Source organism: Corynebacterium sp. HMSC077D03, assembly GCF_001808545.1.
GTDB classification, from domain to species: Bacteria; Actinomycetota; Actinomycetes; order Mycobacteriales; family Mycobacteriaceae; genus Corynebacterium; species Corynebacterium simulans.
Map to the genome: position 1 here is coordinate 76,221 of NZ_KV793652.1, position 15,651 is coordinate 91,871.

The window sequence follows — 15,651 nt, forward strand, 5'->3', positions numbered from 1 at the left end:
TCATAGCTGAGCCAAAACCAGAAAACAAGATAAGTCCCGCGGCCATTCGGCAGCGGGACTTATCAAGATGTGGAAGTTTAAATTGCTCGCCTAGACTGCGAAGCCTAGGGCCTGCAACATTTCGCGGCCTTCCTCGGTGATCATGTTCGGGCCCCATGGCGGCATCCAGACCCAGTTGATCTGGACGGCGTCGGCAAGCTTATTGCCCACAACAGCCGCCTCGACCTGCTCGCCGATGACATCGGTCAGCGGGCACGCCGGCGAGGTCAGCGTCATGTTGATCTTGGCGGTCTCCTTGCCGTCGACGTCCTCGAGCCAGACATCATAGACCAAGCCCAAGTCCACGACGTTGATGCCCAGCTCTGGGTCAATCACGTCGCGCATGTACTCGGTGATATCAAACGCCTTGGCAATCTGCTCCTCGGTCTGCGGTGGACGCTCGCCGCTGCCGGAAAAATTGGCGTTGGAATCCTGATATGGATCTACTGGTTCAGACATTTATTTCTCCAGTTCATTGAGTGCTTCCATGGATGCGGCCTGAAAGGCCTTCCATCCGAGCAAAGCGCATTTGACGCGGGCGGGAAACTTGGCGACGCCGCCGAAAGCAACACCGTCTCCAATGATCTCATCGTCGCCCTCGATTTCTCCGCGGGAGGTGACCATCTTTTCGAACTCGTCGAGCTTCGCGCGCGCTTCATCCAAGGACTTGCCCACGATCTCCTCCGCCATGACGGAGGTGGAGGCCTGCGAGATGGAGCAGCCCTCGGCGTCGTAGGAAACATCCTTTACGGTCTTGCCGTCCTCCGAAAGCTTCACGCGCAAGGTGATCTCGTCACCGCAGGATGGGTTGACGTGGTGAACCTCGGCCTGTCCTTCACGCAAGCCCGCGAATTTCGGGTTCTTATAGTGGTCCAGGATGACGTCCTGATACATCGAATCTAGATTCATTACTCCACTCCAAAGAATTCGCGTGCTGCCTTGACGGCCTCGATGAGCTTATCTACTTCTTCCTCCGTGTTGTAGAGGTAGAAGCTGGCGCGCGCAGTCGAATTGACGTTGCCTGCACGGTGCAGCGGCCACGCGCAGTGATGGCCGGTGCGGATCGCGACGCCGTGGGAATCTAGGACCTGGCCCAGATCGTGCGGGTGCACACCATCGACGACGAACGAGACCGCACCACCGCGGCTTTCGGTATCCTTCGGACCCACGATGTGCAGGCCAGGGATCTGCTGCAGGCCGTCCAGAGCGCGGGCGGTGAGTTTTTGCTCATGCGCATGGATATTGTCCATGCCGATTTCAGACAAGAACTTCACCGCCGCACCAAGACCAACTACTTGGCTGGTCATCTGAGTGCCCGCCTCAAAGCGAGTCGGCGGCGCGGCGAAGGTGGTCTCATCCATCTTCACGATTTCGATCATCGAGCCACCCGTTAGGAAAGGCGGGAGCTTTTCCAGTAGCTCAGCCTTTCCGTACAGGGCACCGATGCCGGTCGGACCACACATCTTGTGGCCTGAGAACGCAGCGAAGTCGACGTCGAGCGCGTGAAAATCCACTGCCATGTGTGGCACGGACTGGCAGGCGTCGAGGACGACCAACGCGCCGACCTCACGGGCGCGGCGCACCAGCTCGTCGACGTCGGCCACCGCGCCGGTGACGTTGGACTGATGGGTGAAAGCCACTACCTTGACGGAATCATCGAGCTCGAGGGAGTCGAGATCGATGCGCCCGTCTTCGGTCATGGAATACCACTTCAGCTGCGCACCGGTGCGCTGACACAGTTCCTGCCATGGCACGAGATTGGCATGGTGCTCCAGCTCGGTAATGACCACGGTGTCGCCCTCGCCTACGTACAGATCGCCTGCGCGTTCGTCGGAAAGCACGTAGGCAACCTCGTTGAGAGCCTCAGTTGCGTTCTTGGTGAAAGCAATCTCATCACGATCAGCGCCCACGAAAGCCGCGATGGCTTGGCGAGCAGACTCGTAAGCGTCGTCCGCCTCCTCCGCCAGCTGATAGGAACCGCGGTGGACCGGAGCATTCGTGCCCAGTACGAACTCCTCCTCCGCCTTCCACACTGGCAGCGGACGCTGGGACGTAGCTCCCGAATCGAGGTACACCAGCGGCTTATCGTCGCGCACGGTGCGGCTCAGGATCGGGAATTGCTCCCTGATGGCAGAAACGTCGAAGTTAGACATTGTCCTTCTTACTTAACGAATTGGTCGTAACCGGACTCTTCAAGCTGGTCAGCCAGCTCAGCGCCGCCGGTCTTGATGACCTGGCCGTTGGCGAAGACGTGGACGAAGTCCGGCTTCACGTAATTGAGGATGCGCTTGTAGTGGGTAATCATCAAGATGCCGCCGTTGGTCTCCTCTTGGAAGCGGTTGATGCCCTCGGAAACAACGCGCAGAGCATCGACGTCCAGGCCGGAGTCGGTCTCATCCATGATTGCGAACTTTGGCTTGAGCAGATCGAGCTGCATAACCTCGTGGCGCTTCTTCTCGCCACCAGAGAAGCCCTCGTTGACGGCACGGTGTGCGAAGGACTTATCGATGGAAAGCTTCTCACGTGCCTCGCTAAGCTCCTTGTTCCATTCGCGCAGCTTCGGAGCCTCGCCGCGCACAGCAGTGACGGCAGAGCGCATGAACTGCGCCATCTTCACGCCCGGAACCTCGGTTGGGTACTGCATGGCCAGGAAGAGGCCAGCACGTGCGCGCTCGTCAACTTCCATCTCAAGGACGTTTTCGCCATCGAGCAGGATCTCGCCCTCGGTTACTTCGTACTTCGGGTGGCCAGCGATGACGTAGGACAAGGTGGACTTGCCGGAGCCATTCGGGCCCATGACGGCGTGGGTCTCACCGGACTTGATGGTCAGGTTGACGCCCTTGAGGATTTCCTTGGCCTCACCGTCCTCCTCGTTCGGGAGGACCTGCGCGTGGAGATTCTTGATTTCCAGGGTAGACATTGAGTTAGACCTGCTTTCGGGGATTGTTTCTAGGCGTTGATTTTTTCGAGCTCGTCAATGACGCGGGTTTCTAGATCCTCGCGCAAGGACTCAACTGGAATGCGGGAGATGACCTCGGAGAAGAAGCCGCGGATGATAAGGCGGCGTGCCTCTGCAGCCGGGATACCGCGGGACATCAGGTAGAACAGCTCGAGGTCGTCGAAGCGGCCAACGGTTGCGGCGTGGCCAGCCCCCACGATTTCGCCGGTCTGGATCTCCAGGTTCGGGATCGCATCGGCGCGAGCACCCTCAGTCAGGATGAGGTTGTTGTTGGTCTCATAGGTATCGGTGTTGGTGGCATCCTTGCGGATCAGTACGTCGCCAACCCAGCAGGTGCGCGCCTCAGCACGGCCAGACTCGGCGGAACCGTCAGCATGGGTTTCACCCTGCAGCGCACCCTTGTAGAACACGCGGGAGCGGCAGTTCGGTACCGAGTGGTCAACGAGCAGGCGGTTCTCGAAGTACTGGCCTGCATCGGCGAAGTAGACGCCGAGCATCTCTGCGTCGCCGCCTGGAGCGGTAAAGGCAACGCGTGGAACGATTCGCACGATTTCGCCGCCGAAGATGGCGGTGTTGTGGCGCAGAACAGAATCTCGACCCATGGAGGCAACCTGGTGGCCCAGGTGTACCGCGTTGTCTTCCCAGTCAGCGTCGACAACAACGGTGACGTTGGCGCCGTCGCCGACGATGAACTCAACGTTGTCAGCGTGGGTGCCGGAACCGACATACTTGAGCACGACGGTGGCCTCTGCATGGTGGCCCACCTGGATGGAGGTTGCACCGAAGGAGGTCACGCCCTCACCCGCGCCAGTGATGGTGATTTCCACTGGCTTATCCAGCTGAGCCTCAGCATCGATGGTGACCAACTGCGCTTCTGGCATGGAAGACCATGCCTGGGCTGCAACGCGGTCTGCAGGAGCACCTGCCTTGCCTAGGCGGGAATCGTCGGCAGCGACGGTCTCGGAGCTAACGCCTTCCGGTGCGCTGACAGCAATCTTCTGCGCTACCGCCGGAGCGAACTCGCCGTTGTGCAAGCCACGCAAGTTACGCAGGGCGATAAAACGCCAAACCTCGTCGCGACCGTGCGGTACTGGGAAGTCCTCCACATTGAAAGACGTGAACTGATCGCCCTTGGTGACGTCAGCCGGATTGAATTCGTTAGATGCGACCACTTAGCCCACCGATCCTTCCATCTGCAGTTCAATAAGGCGGTTGAGCTCGAGGGCGTACTCCATCGGAAGCTCCTTCGCGATTGGCTCCACGAAGCCGCGCACGATCATCGCCATTGCCTCCTCTTCCGCGATGCCGCGGGACATGAGGTAGAACAGCTGCTCTTCGGAAACCTGGGACACCGTTGCCTCGTGGCCCAAGGTCACGTGGTCATTACGGATGTCGTTATACGGGTATGTATCGGAACGCGAATTGTTGTCCACGAGCAATGCGTCGCACTCGACGTTCGCGGTGGAGTTGGATGCGTTCGCGTTGACCTGCACCAGGCCGCGGTAAGCCGCGCGGCCACCGTTGCGGGCGACGGATTTAGACACGATGTTGGAGGAGGTACGCGGAGCCATGTGCAGCATCTTGGAACCGGTGTCCTGGACCTGATCCTCGCCAGCGAAAGCCAGAGAGAGAACTTCGCCCTTGGCATGCTCGCCGGTCAGCCAACAAGACGGGTACTTCATGGTGACCTTGGAACCGATGTTGCCATCGACCCATTCCATGGTGCCGCCCTCTTCCACCTTTGCGCGCTGGGTAACCAGGTTGTAGACGTTGGTGGACCAGTTCTGGATCGTGGTGTAGCGGCAACGGCCGCCTTTCTTCACGACGATCTCGATAACGCCGGTGTGCAAAGAATCGGAGTTGTAGATAGGAGCGGTACAACCCTCGATGTAGTGAACATAAGCGTCCTCCTCAACGACGATGAGGGTGCGCTCGAACTGGCCCATGTTCTCGGTGTTGATGCGGAAGTATGCCTGCAGCGGAATATCCACGTGCACGCCCTTTGGAACATAGACAAAGGAGCCGCCGGACCAGCAGGCATTGTTCAGCGCGGAGAATTTATTATCGCCAGCCGGAATGACGGTGCCGAAGTACTCCTGGAGAATTTCCGGGTACTCGCGCACTGCGGTATCGGTATCGACGAAGATAACGCCTTGGGCCTCCAGGTCCTCGCGAATCTTGTGGTAGACAACCTCAGACTCGTACTGCGCAGCAACGCCGGAGACCAGGCGCTTCTTTTCTGCATCCGGGATACCCAGCTTGTCGTAGGTCTCCTTGATATCAGAAGGAAGATCGTCCCAGGTCTGCGCCTGCTTCTCAGTGGAGCGCACGAAGTACTTGATGTTGTCGAAGTCAATAGCGGAGAGATCCGGGCCCCACGTTGGAACCGGCTTCTTGTTAAAGATGCGCAGCGCCTTCAGACGGGATTCCAGCATCCACTCCGGCTCGTTCTTCTTCTCAGAAATATCGCGGACGACGTCCTCGCTGAGTCCTCGGTGAGCTGCCTGGCCCGCTTCGTCGGAATCGTGCCAGCCGTACTCGTAACCACCGATGGAAGAGATGATCTCGTCATCACTCATCTTGGTCTCGAGGCCTGGCGCCGGTTGTGCCTGAGTCATAACCCGCTCCTTTCGTCTAATGCTTTGTTTCCCGGTCTTGGTTAACCGGTGTCAAGGGGATGTTTGTGGTGCAGATTCCATGGCCATCTGCAATAGAAGCCAAGGGCTGCACGTGTTTACCTAACAGGGCAGAAAAGACTTCCTGTTCAGCCTCACATAGTTCCGGATGCTCTGCAGCCACATGGGCGACTGGGCAATGGTGCTGGCAAATCTGCACACCAAAACCGGCACTGTTGACGGTCGCGGCATAGCCATGTTCGTCCAAGACAGCAGCCAACTTTTGGGCCACTTCCTCTACGGACTCATCTTCCCCGATAAGCGGGTGCACGTCCTCAAGGAGCTTTTCAAAGCGGGCCTTTGCAAAACTGCGCACGGCCTCGGCTCCACCTGCCGCCCTTAGGGCGTTCAGGGCATCGGAAGCCAGCGCGTCGTAGGCATGCCCGAATTGTGCACGCCCGCGGTCTGTGAGGCGGAAATGCTTGGCGGGGCGGCCGCGGCCAGCCGCGAGCGACTTACGCTGGACCACCTCCGTGAGCTCTTCTTCCACCAGAATGTCTAAGTGCCGGCGGATACCGGCGGCCGAAAGACCTAGGCGCTCGCCAAGATACGAGGCCGTAACCGGCCCATCCTTAAGGAGGAGAAGCATGACCTGGCGGCGGGTATCGCCTTCAGTGGTCCTGGTCTCCTTTTCTGGGACCATCTGCTACACCTCCCGTCTTGAAAGCGAACGACTATTTTTAGACAACACTAGTGTTCCCTAATTCATTCCCAATTTCCACCAACGCAGGTACCCGGCGTGGCGAGCCCTCACCCCCAAGCCAATTGGCGGCCCGCTAGAGTAAACATTTATGAAACAACGCCTCACTGCTTTCCTCACGGGTATCCGCCAGGATCTCCCGCGTCTTGGCAGTGCGGGATCGCGTTCCGCGCAGCTGCATGCCGATGGAAATAGCGAAGATGCACCCGGCTCCCTGCCCGGCGCACTCTACGACCTTCTGCCAGATGAAGACGCCGCTCGCCCGCGTACCACCATCGCCCAGCTGCGTGCCTTCTTTGTGCTGCGATGGATGGGCACGCTGGGTGCCATCCTCATCGCCGTCGGCGGCCTTGGGGCCGGCGCACTGCCCGTAGTAGGCAACCCCTATGACAACGTGCCCTTCGGCTCATTGATGTCGCGCATGTTGCAATCGGCTTCTGCCCTCGTCTTCTGCGGCGTAGGCCTGATGGTCACCGCATGGGTGCTCATGGCCCCGTTTGTTGGAACGCCTCTCCGCAACACCGAAAGCAATGGCGAGCATTCGCGGCCGCGCCGGTTGGTTACTGAAAGCCAGCTCTGGCGTACCTGGGCTGGTTGGGTTATCCCACTTGTTTTCACTGCGCCCCTTTTTACCCAGGACATTTATTCCTATCTGGCCAACGGCTCCATCGTCACCCAGGGCCTCGACCCATACTCTGGGGGCCCGGTGGAGCTCCTCGGTTCAGCCGATCCTTTGGCTCGCTCGGTCCCCTTCATCTGGGCTAACTCGCCCTCACCTTATGGCCCCGTCGCACTCGGGTTGGCCGGGATAGTCAGCCTGCTCACCGGCAATTCAATCATCTTGGGGGTTATCGCACACCGGCTGCTTTCGCTAGCCGGCATAATCGCCGCCGGCTGGGCCATCTCGCAGTTGGCTATCCGTTGTCGAGTCTCGCCCGAGTCCGCACTGTGGTTGGGCATCCTCAACCCGCTGACCACGTTGCACCTGGTAGGCGGCATCCACAATGAATCGGTCATGTTGGGATTGGCCTTGGTCGGCGTCGAGCTCGGCCTGCGCGGCGTCGACTGCCTAGGCGGCGCTCCGGCGTGGCTGTACTTTTTATGCTCGGGATTGCTCATTTCATGCGCCGGAATGGTCAAGGTTACGGGCTTCATCGGGCTGGGATTCGTTGGAATGGCGCTCGCCCGCGTGCTATTCATCCGCCGCGGATACTCCACCCCACGCGCCATCGGTAGCGCCGTCGCCCTGCAGTTTTTCATCCTGTTGGCCGCAATTGCCCTTGTCACGCTGACTTCCGGAATCGGGCTTGGCTGGATAACCGGGCAAGGCGGCGCAGCATCCATCCGCTCGTGGTTGTCCTCTAGTACTGCAGTCGGCGTCAGTGCTGGCTTCCTCGGAATGCTCTTAGGTTTGGGCGATCACACCGACGCCATCCTCACTTTCACCCGTACCATCGGTGTTATCATCGCAGCCGGTTTCATGCTGCGTATGTTGCTAGCCACATATCGTGGCAGCATCCACCCGGTAGGCGGCCTCGGCATCGCCACCTTGGTGCTGGTCATCTTCTTCCCAGTGGTCCACCCGTGGTACATCCTGTGGGCCGTGCTGCCCTTGGCGGCGTGGGCCAACCGTCTCATCTTCCGGATCACGGTGGTTATATATTCTGCGGCGATGAGTTTCTTCGTGCTCCCTCGCGGCCTTGGCCTACCGCCCGGCACAATCGTGGTCATTTATACCGCAGCTATCGTGACTTATCTCGTGGTCATGGGACTGTGGATGGTGCTATTACGCCGTTCGCGAATCAGTGTCCTAAACTAGGCACTCGTGAATGCAACTTTCGATGGAGCACCAGCGCTAGAGCTCAGCAACGTGGTCAAGTCCTACGGCGATAAACGGGCCGTCGACGGGCTCAGCTTCCGCGTAGAACGCGGCGAGATGCTGTGCCTGCTTGGACCTAACGGCGCCGGCAAAACCACCACCATCGAGATGTGTGAGGGCTTTAAGAAGCCGACGTCGGGAAGCATCCGCGTCTTGGGCCTTAATCCCAGCACCGATCCCGACGCCGTGCGCGAGCGCATCGGCATCATGCTCCAGGGCGGCGGTTCCTACTCTGGCATCCGCGTACGCGAGATGCTACAGCTCAGCGCCAAGTACAGTGCAAACCCGCTCGATCCCGACTGGCTGATTGAACAGCTGGGGCTTAAAGGAGTGGAGAAAAACACTTATCGGCGCCTCTCCGGTGGCCAGCAACAGCGCCTGTCCCTAGCGCTGGCAATCATCGGCCGCCCGGAGTTGGTCTTCCTCGATGAACCAACTGCAGGACTCGACGCCCAATCCCGCTTGGCCGTGTGGGATCTCATCCGCGCGCTCCGCAATGACGGAGTAACCACCGTTCTGACCACCCACCTGATGGACGAGGCCGAGGCTTTGGCTGACCACGTTGTCATCGTGGACCACGGGCACATGGTGGCGCAGGGTACAACGGCAGAGCTCATGGAATCCACGGGCTCACCGCTCATCACTTTCGAGACAGCCACCGAGGTGGACCTTAACGCGCTCAACGCGGCAGGGCTGCCCACTGAGGCCACCCGCCCACTGCATTACCGCGTGGAAACCCCGGCTACCCCAGACGTCATCGCCCGCCTGGCCCAGGAGCTTGCCCAGCAAGGCGTTACCTTACGCAACCTGGACACCACCCACCGCAACCTTGAGGACGTCTTCCTCGACATCACCGGCCGCGAGCTGCGCAGCTAAGGAGTAATCATGACGCGTTTCGAACCGGGAACCTTTCAGCCTCACCCGCAGCGTGCCAGCGTCTGGACCATGGCACGAGCTCAGGGCCTAATCGAGTCCAAACTCATGCTGCGCCACGGTGAGCAGCAACTGCTCAGCATCGTCATTCCCCTAGCCATTTTGATTGGCGCGGCACGGATGGAGCACATTACCGGCCACGGCCTGAAGGAAATATTCCCTATGGTCTTGGCGGTGGCGGCCACAAGCTCCGGCTTTACCGGCCAAGCCATTGCGCTGGCCTTTGACCGCCGCTACGGCGCACTGAAGCGAACTGGCGCCTCCGGCGTCCCGGCCTGGACCATCATCGTGGGCAAGATTGCCGCTGTCTTCTCAATGGTCGCGGTCCAAGTCCTCGTCCTCGGCGGCGTTGCCTTCCTGCTTGGCCTTCGGGCTAGCCTTGGCGGCATCTTGCTGGGGCTTATCACCCTCATCCTGGGCGTGTGCGCCTTCACCGCGCTCGGCCTGCTCCTCGGCGGTACTTTAAGTTCCGAGGTAGTCCTCGCGGTTGCGAACCTCATCTGGTTCATTCTGATGGGAGTCGTGGGCTGGGCCATGTACACCCAAGGCTTGAGCAATGACGGCATCCTTACCGTGGTGCCCACGGTCGCGATGGCAAGCGCGCTTGCCGACGCCCTCAACCACACCCTCCCCTGGCAGGAACTACTCGTGCTCCTCGCCTGGGCCGGCGCCGCCTCCTTCGCAGCGGTGCGCTGGTTCCGCTTCGAGGGCTAATCGCGCACCTGACTGCACCACGCGGGCTTGAACCGTTTGGTGAGGGCCCACATCTGCAAATGGTGAGGTCACCCCGTAACAGCTGTGACCCGAGTATTGCGCTGAGACTGGTGTAGCCTCACCTCACCAAGTCGACCTCACCATTTGGAAACTGCGAAATGCAACCGCGAAAAAGTTCCATTTCTGGCAGCAAATGTGACTTTTATCTTTTTCGCTCCCGCAGGCATTCGGGGTTTCGTTCCGAGCCTGTCCGAGCGGTAGTCTTTTTAACGTGAATTCCGGTAACAAAGTATCTACGTTTTTCCGCGAGGCGACGCCCGCCATCAAGGCGCAGCGTTTCATCGCGATGATTCTGCTTGTCTGCCAAGGCGGCATTACCGTATCCGGCGCCATTGTGCGCGTTACTGGTTCCGGCCTTGGCTGCATCACCTGGCCCGAGTGCCACCCGGGCTCGCTTGTTCCTCTCTCCGGCGCAGCACCGTGGATCCACCAACTCATCGAGTTCGGTAACCGCCTACTTACCTTCGTCGTCACGGCCGCCGCAGTGGCTGCCATCATGGCGATGCATATGGCGCGCCGCCGCACTGAGTTGAAGGTTTACGCGTGGTTGAACTTGGCCGGCATCGTGGTTCAGGCAATCATCGGCGCCATCTCCGTTTTATTGAAGCTCAACTGGTGGGCCGTGGCGCTGCACTTCCTGCCATCGATGGTTCTCGTCTGGTTGGCTGCAATGCTTTACTCCCGCATCCTTGAGCCTGACGACGGCGTGCGTACCCAGATCTTCCCGCAGGCCATCCGCGTGTTGGCCGCGATGGCATCCATTGCCCTCGCCGTGGTTCTCACCACCGGCACCATGGTCACCGGCTCTGGTGTCCACTCTGGCGACGATGGCGTCGGCATGGAAGGGCGCCTCAACGTCGATACCGAGATGATGGCCGTGGCTCATGCGATTTGCATGTACGCCTACCTGATCCTCACCGTCATTGTGGTCTTCATGCTTTACCGCGTTCAAGCACCAGCTTTGGTCAAGAAGGCCGCGTGGATGCTCATCGCCTGCATTCTCATCCAATGGGGTATCGGCGTCGCCCAGTTCTACATGCACATCCCGCGCTGGACGGTGCCAATCCACATCGGCATGTCTTCCGTAGTCACCGCATTCACCGCTCTCCTATGGGCGCATGGTGTTCGCCGCGTCAACGGCACAGCGGGCCTAAAAACTGGCTCCCCAGCAGCCGAAGAAAAATTCGCTGCGCGGCAGGCAGCACTAGCTAAGTAAAGCTCAAAAAGGATATAGACTCCCGAGCCCTCACAGTCTTCCGCGGAACCGCTCCACCTCTTCGAACTGGCCTTGGTGCCGTTCGGTGGAGCGGTTTTCCTGCATGTATGCGAGTAGCTGCGATAGCCTTGAAGCATGTACGCAATTCAGGTCAACCACAAAGGTGGCCCAGAGGTCCTCGAGTATGTAGAGACTTCGGCACCCACGCCTACCGAGGATCAGCTGCTTGTCGACGTAATCGTGGCCGGTGTCAACTACATCGACACCTATTACCGCGAAGGCATCTACAGCGCCACGCCTCCTTTCATCCTCGGCCTCGAGGGCACTGGTCGCGTGGTCCACGATCCAAAGGGCGAAATCGCCGAGGGCACCATGGTGGCTTGGGACCACGCTTTCGGCTCCTATGCGGAGCAAGTATGCGTGCCGCGCGACCGCATCGTTGCGGTCCCCGATGACTTCCCGCCTGAGGTAGCCGGTTCCATGCTCCTGCAGGGAATGACCGCTCATTACCTGGCGAATGGCGTGTACCAGCTCGGCGAGGGCGCCTCCTGCCTTATCACCGCAGGCGCAGGAGGCGTGGGGCTTATCCTCACCCAAATGGCTAAGGCAGCCGGTGCCACGGTTTACACGGTAGTCTCGACCGATGAAAAGGAAGCCTTGTCATACGAGGCTGGCGCTGACCAAGTGTTCCGCTACGGCGAAGGTCTTGCTGAGCAGGTTCGCCGCTTCAACGGTGGTTTCGGTGTGGACGTTGTCTACGACGGCGTCGGCAAGGATACCTTCATGGAGTCGCTCGAAGTGGTGCGCCCACGCGGCACCGTGGCACTTTTTGGCGCGGCCTCCGGTCCGGTTCCTCCGATGGATCCACAGCTGCTCAACAAGCACGGCTCGATCTTTTTGACTCGGCCTTCTCTGGGTGCATGGACCTCCCAAGAAGGCGAGTTCCAAATGCGCGCCCAAGCAGTCGTTCAGGCGGTAACCGACGGCGACGTAGTCTTCAACGTCTCAGCGTCCTACCCACTTGCAGAAGCAGCACAGGCCCATCGCGATCTCCAAGAGCGCAAGACCACCGGTTCTATCGTCTTAAGAGTGCGCGAGGATAACTAGGCTAGTTTATTGCCGCTTGTTCTAGTTCACCTTCTGGCCCACCAAGTTGGCTGATTGTGTTAGAACCAGGCCGTCGACCAGCCAAGCATGCTGCCGATGGATTCCCAGCCCAGCACGGCGTCGATAGATAGGCCGATGAACAAGACCGACAGGTAGTTGTTGGAGTAGATGAACAAGCGCATGGGCTTGACCTTTTCGCCCTGCTTGACGCCGCGGTGGAGTGCAATGGCAATCCACAAGAAGACGGCGCCGGAACCAACTGCAGCCACCAAGTAGATCCACGAGGCAGCAGGGATGATCAGGAAGGTCACGATGAGCGTACCGACTGTGTACCAGACAATCTGGCGGGTTACCTCGACCTCAGGGGCGACTACCGGAAGCATCGGAACGCCTGCCTTGCGGTAGTCCTCCTTGTACTTCATTGCCAGTGCCCACGTATGTGGCGGTGTCCAAAAGAAGATAATAAGGAACAGCACGATGGCCTGCCACCACTTATCGGGCTCACCAGCAGGGGCATTGTCACGGATTACTGCCCAACCCACCATCGCCGGCATACAGCCAGCGAGGCCGCCCCAGACGATGTTTTGGGAATTGCGCATCTTCAAAAACTTCGTATAGACGAAGACATAGAAGAAGTTAGTCAGGATGACGAAGAACGCTGCCAGCCAGGAGTGCGCCAGAACGCCCAGCCAGAAGACCGAAAGCGCCAACATCACCAACGCAAAGATGGCAGCATTGCGGCGCGAGATACTCGCACGCACGAGCGGCCTGGCGCGGGTGCGCTGCATTTTCTGGTCAATCTCATAGTCCACCACATTGTTGAAGGTGTGGGCAGCCGCAGCGCCCATCCAGCCGCCGAAGATGGTGGAAAGGATTAGCCAGAAGTTATCCGTGACGGATTCAACACCACGCTGCGCTTGGAGCATCGCCGGAATTGCAGCGACTAGCAAAAGCTCAATGATCCTCGGCTTCGTCAGCGCAAAATAGGCCTTTAACGTCTCCAAGGAATATTCCTCCAGTATCTGGCGCGGGGTAACTTTTTGTGGCCGCCTGGTTATGGCCGCAAATTAGTTGTCGGCTTCGGGGGTTAGAAAGTTCCCCCGCCTTTAACCAAGGCTTCTTAACCATGCCAGCCTACAGTTTCTTGGACCGTTTTAGATAATCCACCACAATCCGTGACAATCCACCACCCGTTAATCAAAACATCTAGACTTGAGGGGTCAATAATCAACCGATCCACAAAGTAAGGGGCGTCCCCAGTGTCGCAAGAAAAGCTGACCCCAGAGTTGCAAGCCATGGTCGAGCGCCGTTATCCGGCTGACTGGACTGATGTGGATACTCGCGCGGTCGACACCGTCCGCGTTCTCGCAGCAGATGCTGTCCAAAAGTGCGGGTCTGGGCACCCAGGCACCGCGATGTCCCTGGCACCGCTGGCTTATACCCTGTACCAGCGCGTCATCAATCATGACCCGAACGATGTGAAGTGGGCCGGCCGCGACCGTTTCGTTCTTTCAGTTGGTCACTCCTCGCTGACGCAGTACATCCAGCTTTACTTGGGCGGCTTCGGCTTGGAGCTGGACGACCTCAAATCTCTACGTACCTGGGGTTCGCTGACGCCAGGCCACCCGGAGGTCAACCACACCGACGGCGTGGAGATTACCACCGGCCCGCTCGGCCAGGGTTTGGCTTCCGCAGTCGGCATGGCCATGGCGGCCCGCAAGGAACGCGGGCTTTTCGACGCCGCAGCCCCGGCCGGCGAGTCCCCGTTCGATCACTTCGTTTACGTCATCTCCTCTGATGGCGACCTGCAAGAAGGCGTTACCGCCGAGGCTTCCTCGCTGGCGGGCACCCAGAAGCTGGGCAACCTCATCGTCTTCTGGGATGACAACCGCATCTCCATCGAGGACGATACGAACATCGCCTTCAACGAGGACGTCGTCGCGCGCTACGAGGCCTACGGCTGGCACGTCCAGACCGTCGAGTCCGGTGAAGACGTCGTAGCACTCGAGGCCGCTGCACAGGCCGCCCGCGAGGAAACCGAGCGCCCATCTTTCATCCGCGTCAAGACCGTCATCGGTTACCCGGCACCAAACAAAATGAACACCGGCGGCGTGCACGGCGCTGCGCTAGGTGATGAAGAGGTTGCCGCCACCAAGGAAGTTCTGGGCTTCGATCCAGAAAAGACTTTCGAGGTCTCCGACGAGGTAATAACCCACACCCGCAAGCTGCGTGAGCGCGGCGCAGAGGCGCACGCTAAGTGGCAGGAAAAGTTCGACGCTTGGGCTGCCGCAAGCCCAGAGGGCAAGGCACTCTTCGACCGTATGCAGGCACGTAAGCTGCCGGAGAACTTCGCAGCAGAATTACCGGAATGGGATGAGGGCGATTCCATCGCTACCCGAAAGGCCTCTGAGGCCACCATCCAGGCACTGGCTGCTGCAGTTCCGGAGATGTGGGGCGGTTCCGCCGACCTGGCTGGCTCCAACAACACCGTCATCAAGGGCGCCCATTCCTTCGGCCCTGAGTCCATCACCACCGGCGCTTGGGATGCTAAGCCTTACGGCCGCAACCTCCACTTCGGTATTCGCGAGCACGCGATGTCCGCAATCATGAACGGCATCGCGCTGCACGGCAACACCCGGGTTTACGGCGGCACCTTCCTGATTTTCTCCGAGTATCAGTACCCAGCCGTCCGTCTCGGTGCCTTGATGTCCACCGATACCTACTACGTCTGGACCCACGACTCCATCGGCTTGGGCGAGGATGGCCCAACCCACCAGCCGGTCGAGACCTTGGCCGCCCTGCGTGCAATCCCGAATCTCTCGGTCATCCGCCCAGCCGACGCCAACGAGACTGCGCAGGCTTGGGCCGCCGCCTTCGAGTACAAGGCAGCTCCAAAGGGCCTTGCGCTTTCCCGCCAGAACCTGCCGGTGCTTGCCGGCACCAAGGAAAAGGCAGCCGAGGGCGTACGTCGTGGCGCCTACGTCTTGGTAGAAGCATCCAAGGAAACCCCAGACGTCATCCTGCTGGCCACCGGCTCCGAGGTGCAGCTGGCTGTCGAGGCCGCAAAGCAGCTCGAAGCAGAAGGCACCGCCACCCGCGTTGTCTCTGCGCCATGCCTGGAATGGTTCGACGAGCAGGACGATGCCTACCGCGAGTCCGTGCTGCCTTCCGCAGTCCGCGCCCGCGTCTCCGTCGAGGCTGCTCTCGCAATGCCTTGGTACAAGTACACCGGCACCTTCGGCCGCAATGTCTCCCTCGAGCACTTCGGCGCTTCTGCCCCAGCCGGCGAGCTCTTCGAGAAGTTTGGCATCACCACCGAAGCCGTAGTCAACGCCGCCCACGAATCCATCACCGCTAGCAAGTAAGGAA

General features: G+C 59.7%; 14 protein-coding genes. 6 read left to right on the plus strand and 8 right to left on the minus strand.

The genetic code is table 11. The features are described 5' to 3' along the window. Positions 1-90 precede the first annotated feature (90 nt). From HMPREF2888_RS00365 to HMPREF2888_RS00395, 7 genes are read right to left on the minus strand one after another with little or no spacing between them, the layout of a single operon-like run. A complete protein-coding gene (locus HMPREF2888_RS00365) occupies positions 91-498 on the minus strand; it encodes a metal-sulfur cluster assembly factor (protein ID WP_061922383.1) in 408 nt (135 codons plus the stop codon). Further along, positions 499-948, minus strand: a complete 450-nt coding sequence (gene sufU, locus HMPREF2888_RS00370; RefSeq protein WP_061922380.1) for a Fe-S cluster assembly sulfur transfer protein SufU — start codon at positions 946-948, stop codon at positions 499-501. Beyond that, on the minus strand, positions 948-2,192 hold the full coding sequence (locus HMPREF2888_RS00375; protein ID WP_061922377.1) for an aminotransferase class V-fold PLP-dependent enzyme: 1,245 nt from the start codon (positions 2,190-2,192) through the stop codon (positions 948-950). Before HMPREF2888_RS00375 ends, sufU begins: the two co-directional genes overlap by 1 nt. A gap of 8 nt (positions 2,193-2,200) precedes the next feature. Continuing rightward, the gene (gene sufC / locus HMPREF2888_RS00380) at positions 2,201-2,959 is read right to left on the minus strand and encodes a Fe-S cluster assembly ATPase SufC (RefSeq protein WP_061922373.1); all 759 of its coding nucleotides are present in this window, start codon (positions 2,957-2,959) and stop codon (positions 2,201-2,203) included. A gap of 29 nt (positions 2,960-2,988) precedes the next feature. Continuing rightward, complete coding sequence (sufD, locus tag HMPREF2888_RS00385) at positions 2,989-4,170, minus strand: Fe-S cluster assembly protein SufD (protein ID WP_061922369.1); 1,182 nt, start codon at positions 4,168-4,170, stop codon at positions 2,989-2,991. Further along, positions 4,171-5,616 (minus strand): Fe-S cluster assembly protein SufB, encoded by a 1,446-nt coding sequence (gene sufB / locus HMPREF2888_RS00390; RefSeq protein ID WP_061922366.1) that lies wholly within the window; start codon positions 5,614-5,616, stop codon positions 4,171-4,173. A gap of 16 nt (positions 5,617-5,632) precedes the next feature. After that, a complete protein-coding gene (locus HMPREF2888_RS00395) occupies positions 5,633-6,316 on the minus strand; it encodes a helix-turn-helix transcriptional regulator (RefSeq protein WP_061922363.1) in 684 nt (227 codons plus the stop codon). 148 nt (positions 6,317-6,464) lie between these two features. On the opposite strand from HMPREF2888_RS00395, the gene mptB reads away from it, so the two are divergent. The 5 genes from mptB (at position 6,465) to HMPREF2888_RS00420 (ending at position 12,282) form a co-directional block, all read left to right on the plus strand. Then, complete coding sequence (gene mptB / locus HMPREF2888_RS00400) at positions 6,465-8,192, plus strand: polyprenol phosphomannose-dependent alpha 1,6 mannosyltransferase MptB (protein WP_070432911.1); 1,728 nt, start codon at positions 6,465-6,467, stop codon at positions 8,190-8,192. Between the two features lie 6 nt (positions 8,193-8,198). Next, positions 8,199-9,128: an ABC transporter ATP-binding protein gene (locus HMPREF2888_RS00405; protein ID WP_061922357.1), complete on the plus strand. Its 930-nt coding sequence runs from the start codon at positions 8,199-8,201 to the stop codon at positions 9,126-9,128. A 9-nt stretch (positions 9,129-9,137) separates the two neighbouring features. After that, positions 9,138-9,899: an ABC transporter permease gene (locus tag HMPREF2888_RS00410; protein ID WP_061922353.1), complete on the plus strand. Its 762-nt coding sequence runs from the start codon at positions 9,138-9,140 to the stop codon at positions 9,897-9,899. A gap of 271 nt (positions 9,900-10,170) precedes the next feature. Continuing rightward, complete coding sequence (locus HMPREF2888_RS00415) at positions 10,171-11,175, plus strand: COX15/CtaA family protein (protein ID WP_061922350.1); 1,005 nt, start codon at positions 10,171-10,173, stop codon at positions 11,173-11,175. Between the two features lie 135 nt (positions 11,176-11,310). After that, complete coding sequence (locus HMPREF2888_RS00420) at positions 11,311-12,282, plus strand: quinone oxidoreductase family protein (RefSeq protein ID WP_061922346.1); 972 nt, start codon at positions 11,311-11,313, stop codon at positions 12,280-12,282. Positions 12,283-12,341: 59 nt separating this feature from the next. On the opposite strand, the gene HMPREF2888_RS00425 is transcribed toward HMPREF2888_RS00420, so the two are convergent. Continuing rightward, the gene (locus HMPREF2888_RS00425; RefSeq protein ID WP_371326259.1) at positions 12,342-13,301 is read right to left on the minus strand and encodes a heme o synthase; all 960 of its coding nucleotides are present in this window, start codon (positions 13,299-13,301) and stop codon (positions 12,342-12,344) included. A 276-nt stretch (positions 13,302-13,577) separates the two neighbouring features. Between HMPREF2888_RS00425 and tkt the strand changes: the two genes are divergently transcribed. Further along, the gene (gene tkt, locus HMPREF2888_RS00430) at positions 13,578-15,647 is read left to right on the plus strand and encodes a transketolase (RefSeq protein WP_201040697.1); all 2,070 of its coding nucleotides are present in this window, start codon (positions 13,578-13,580) and stop codon (positions 15,645-15,647) included. Positions 15,648-15,651: the final 4 nt, after the last annotated feature.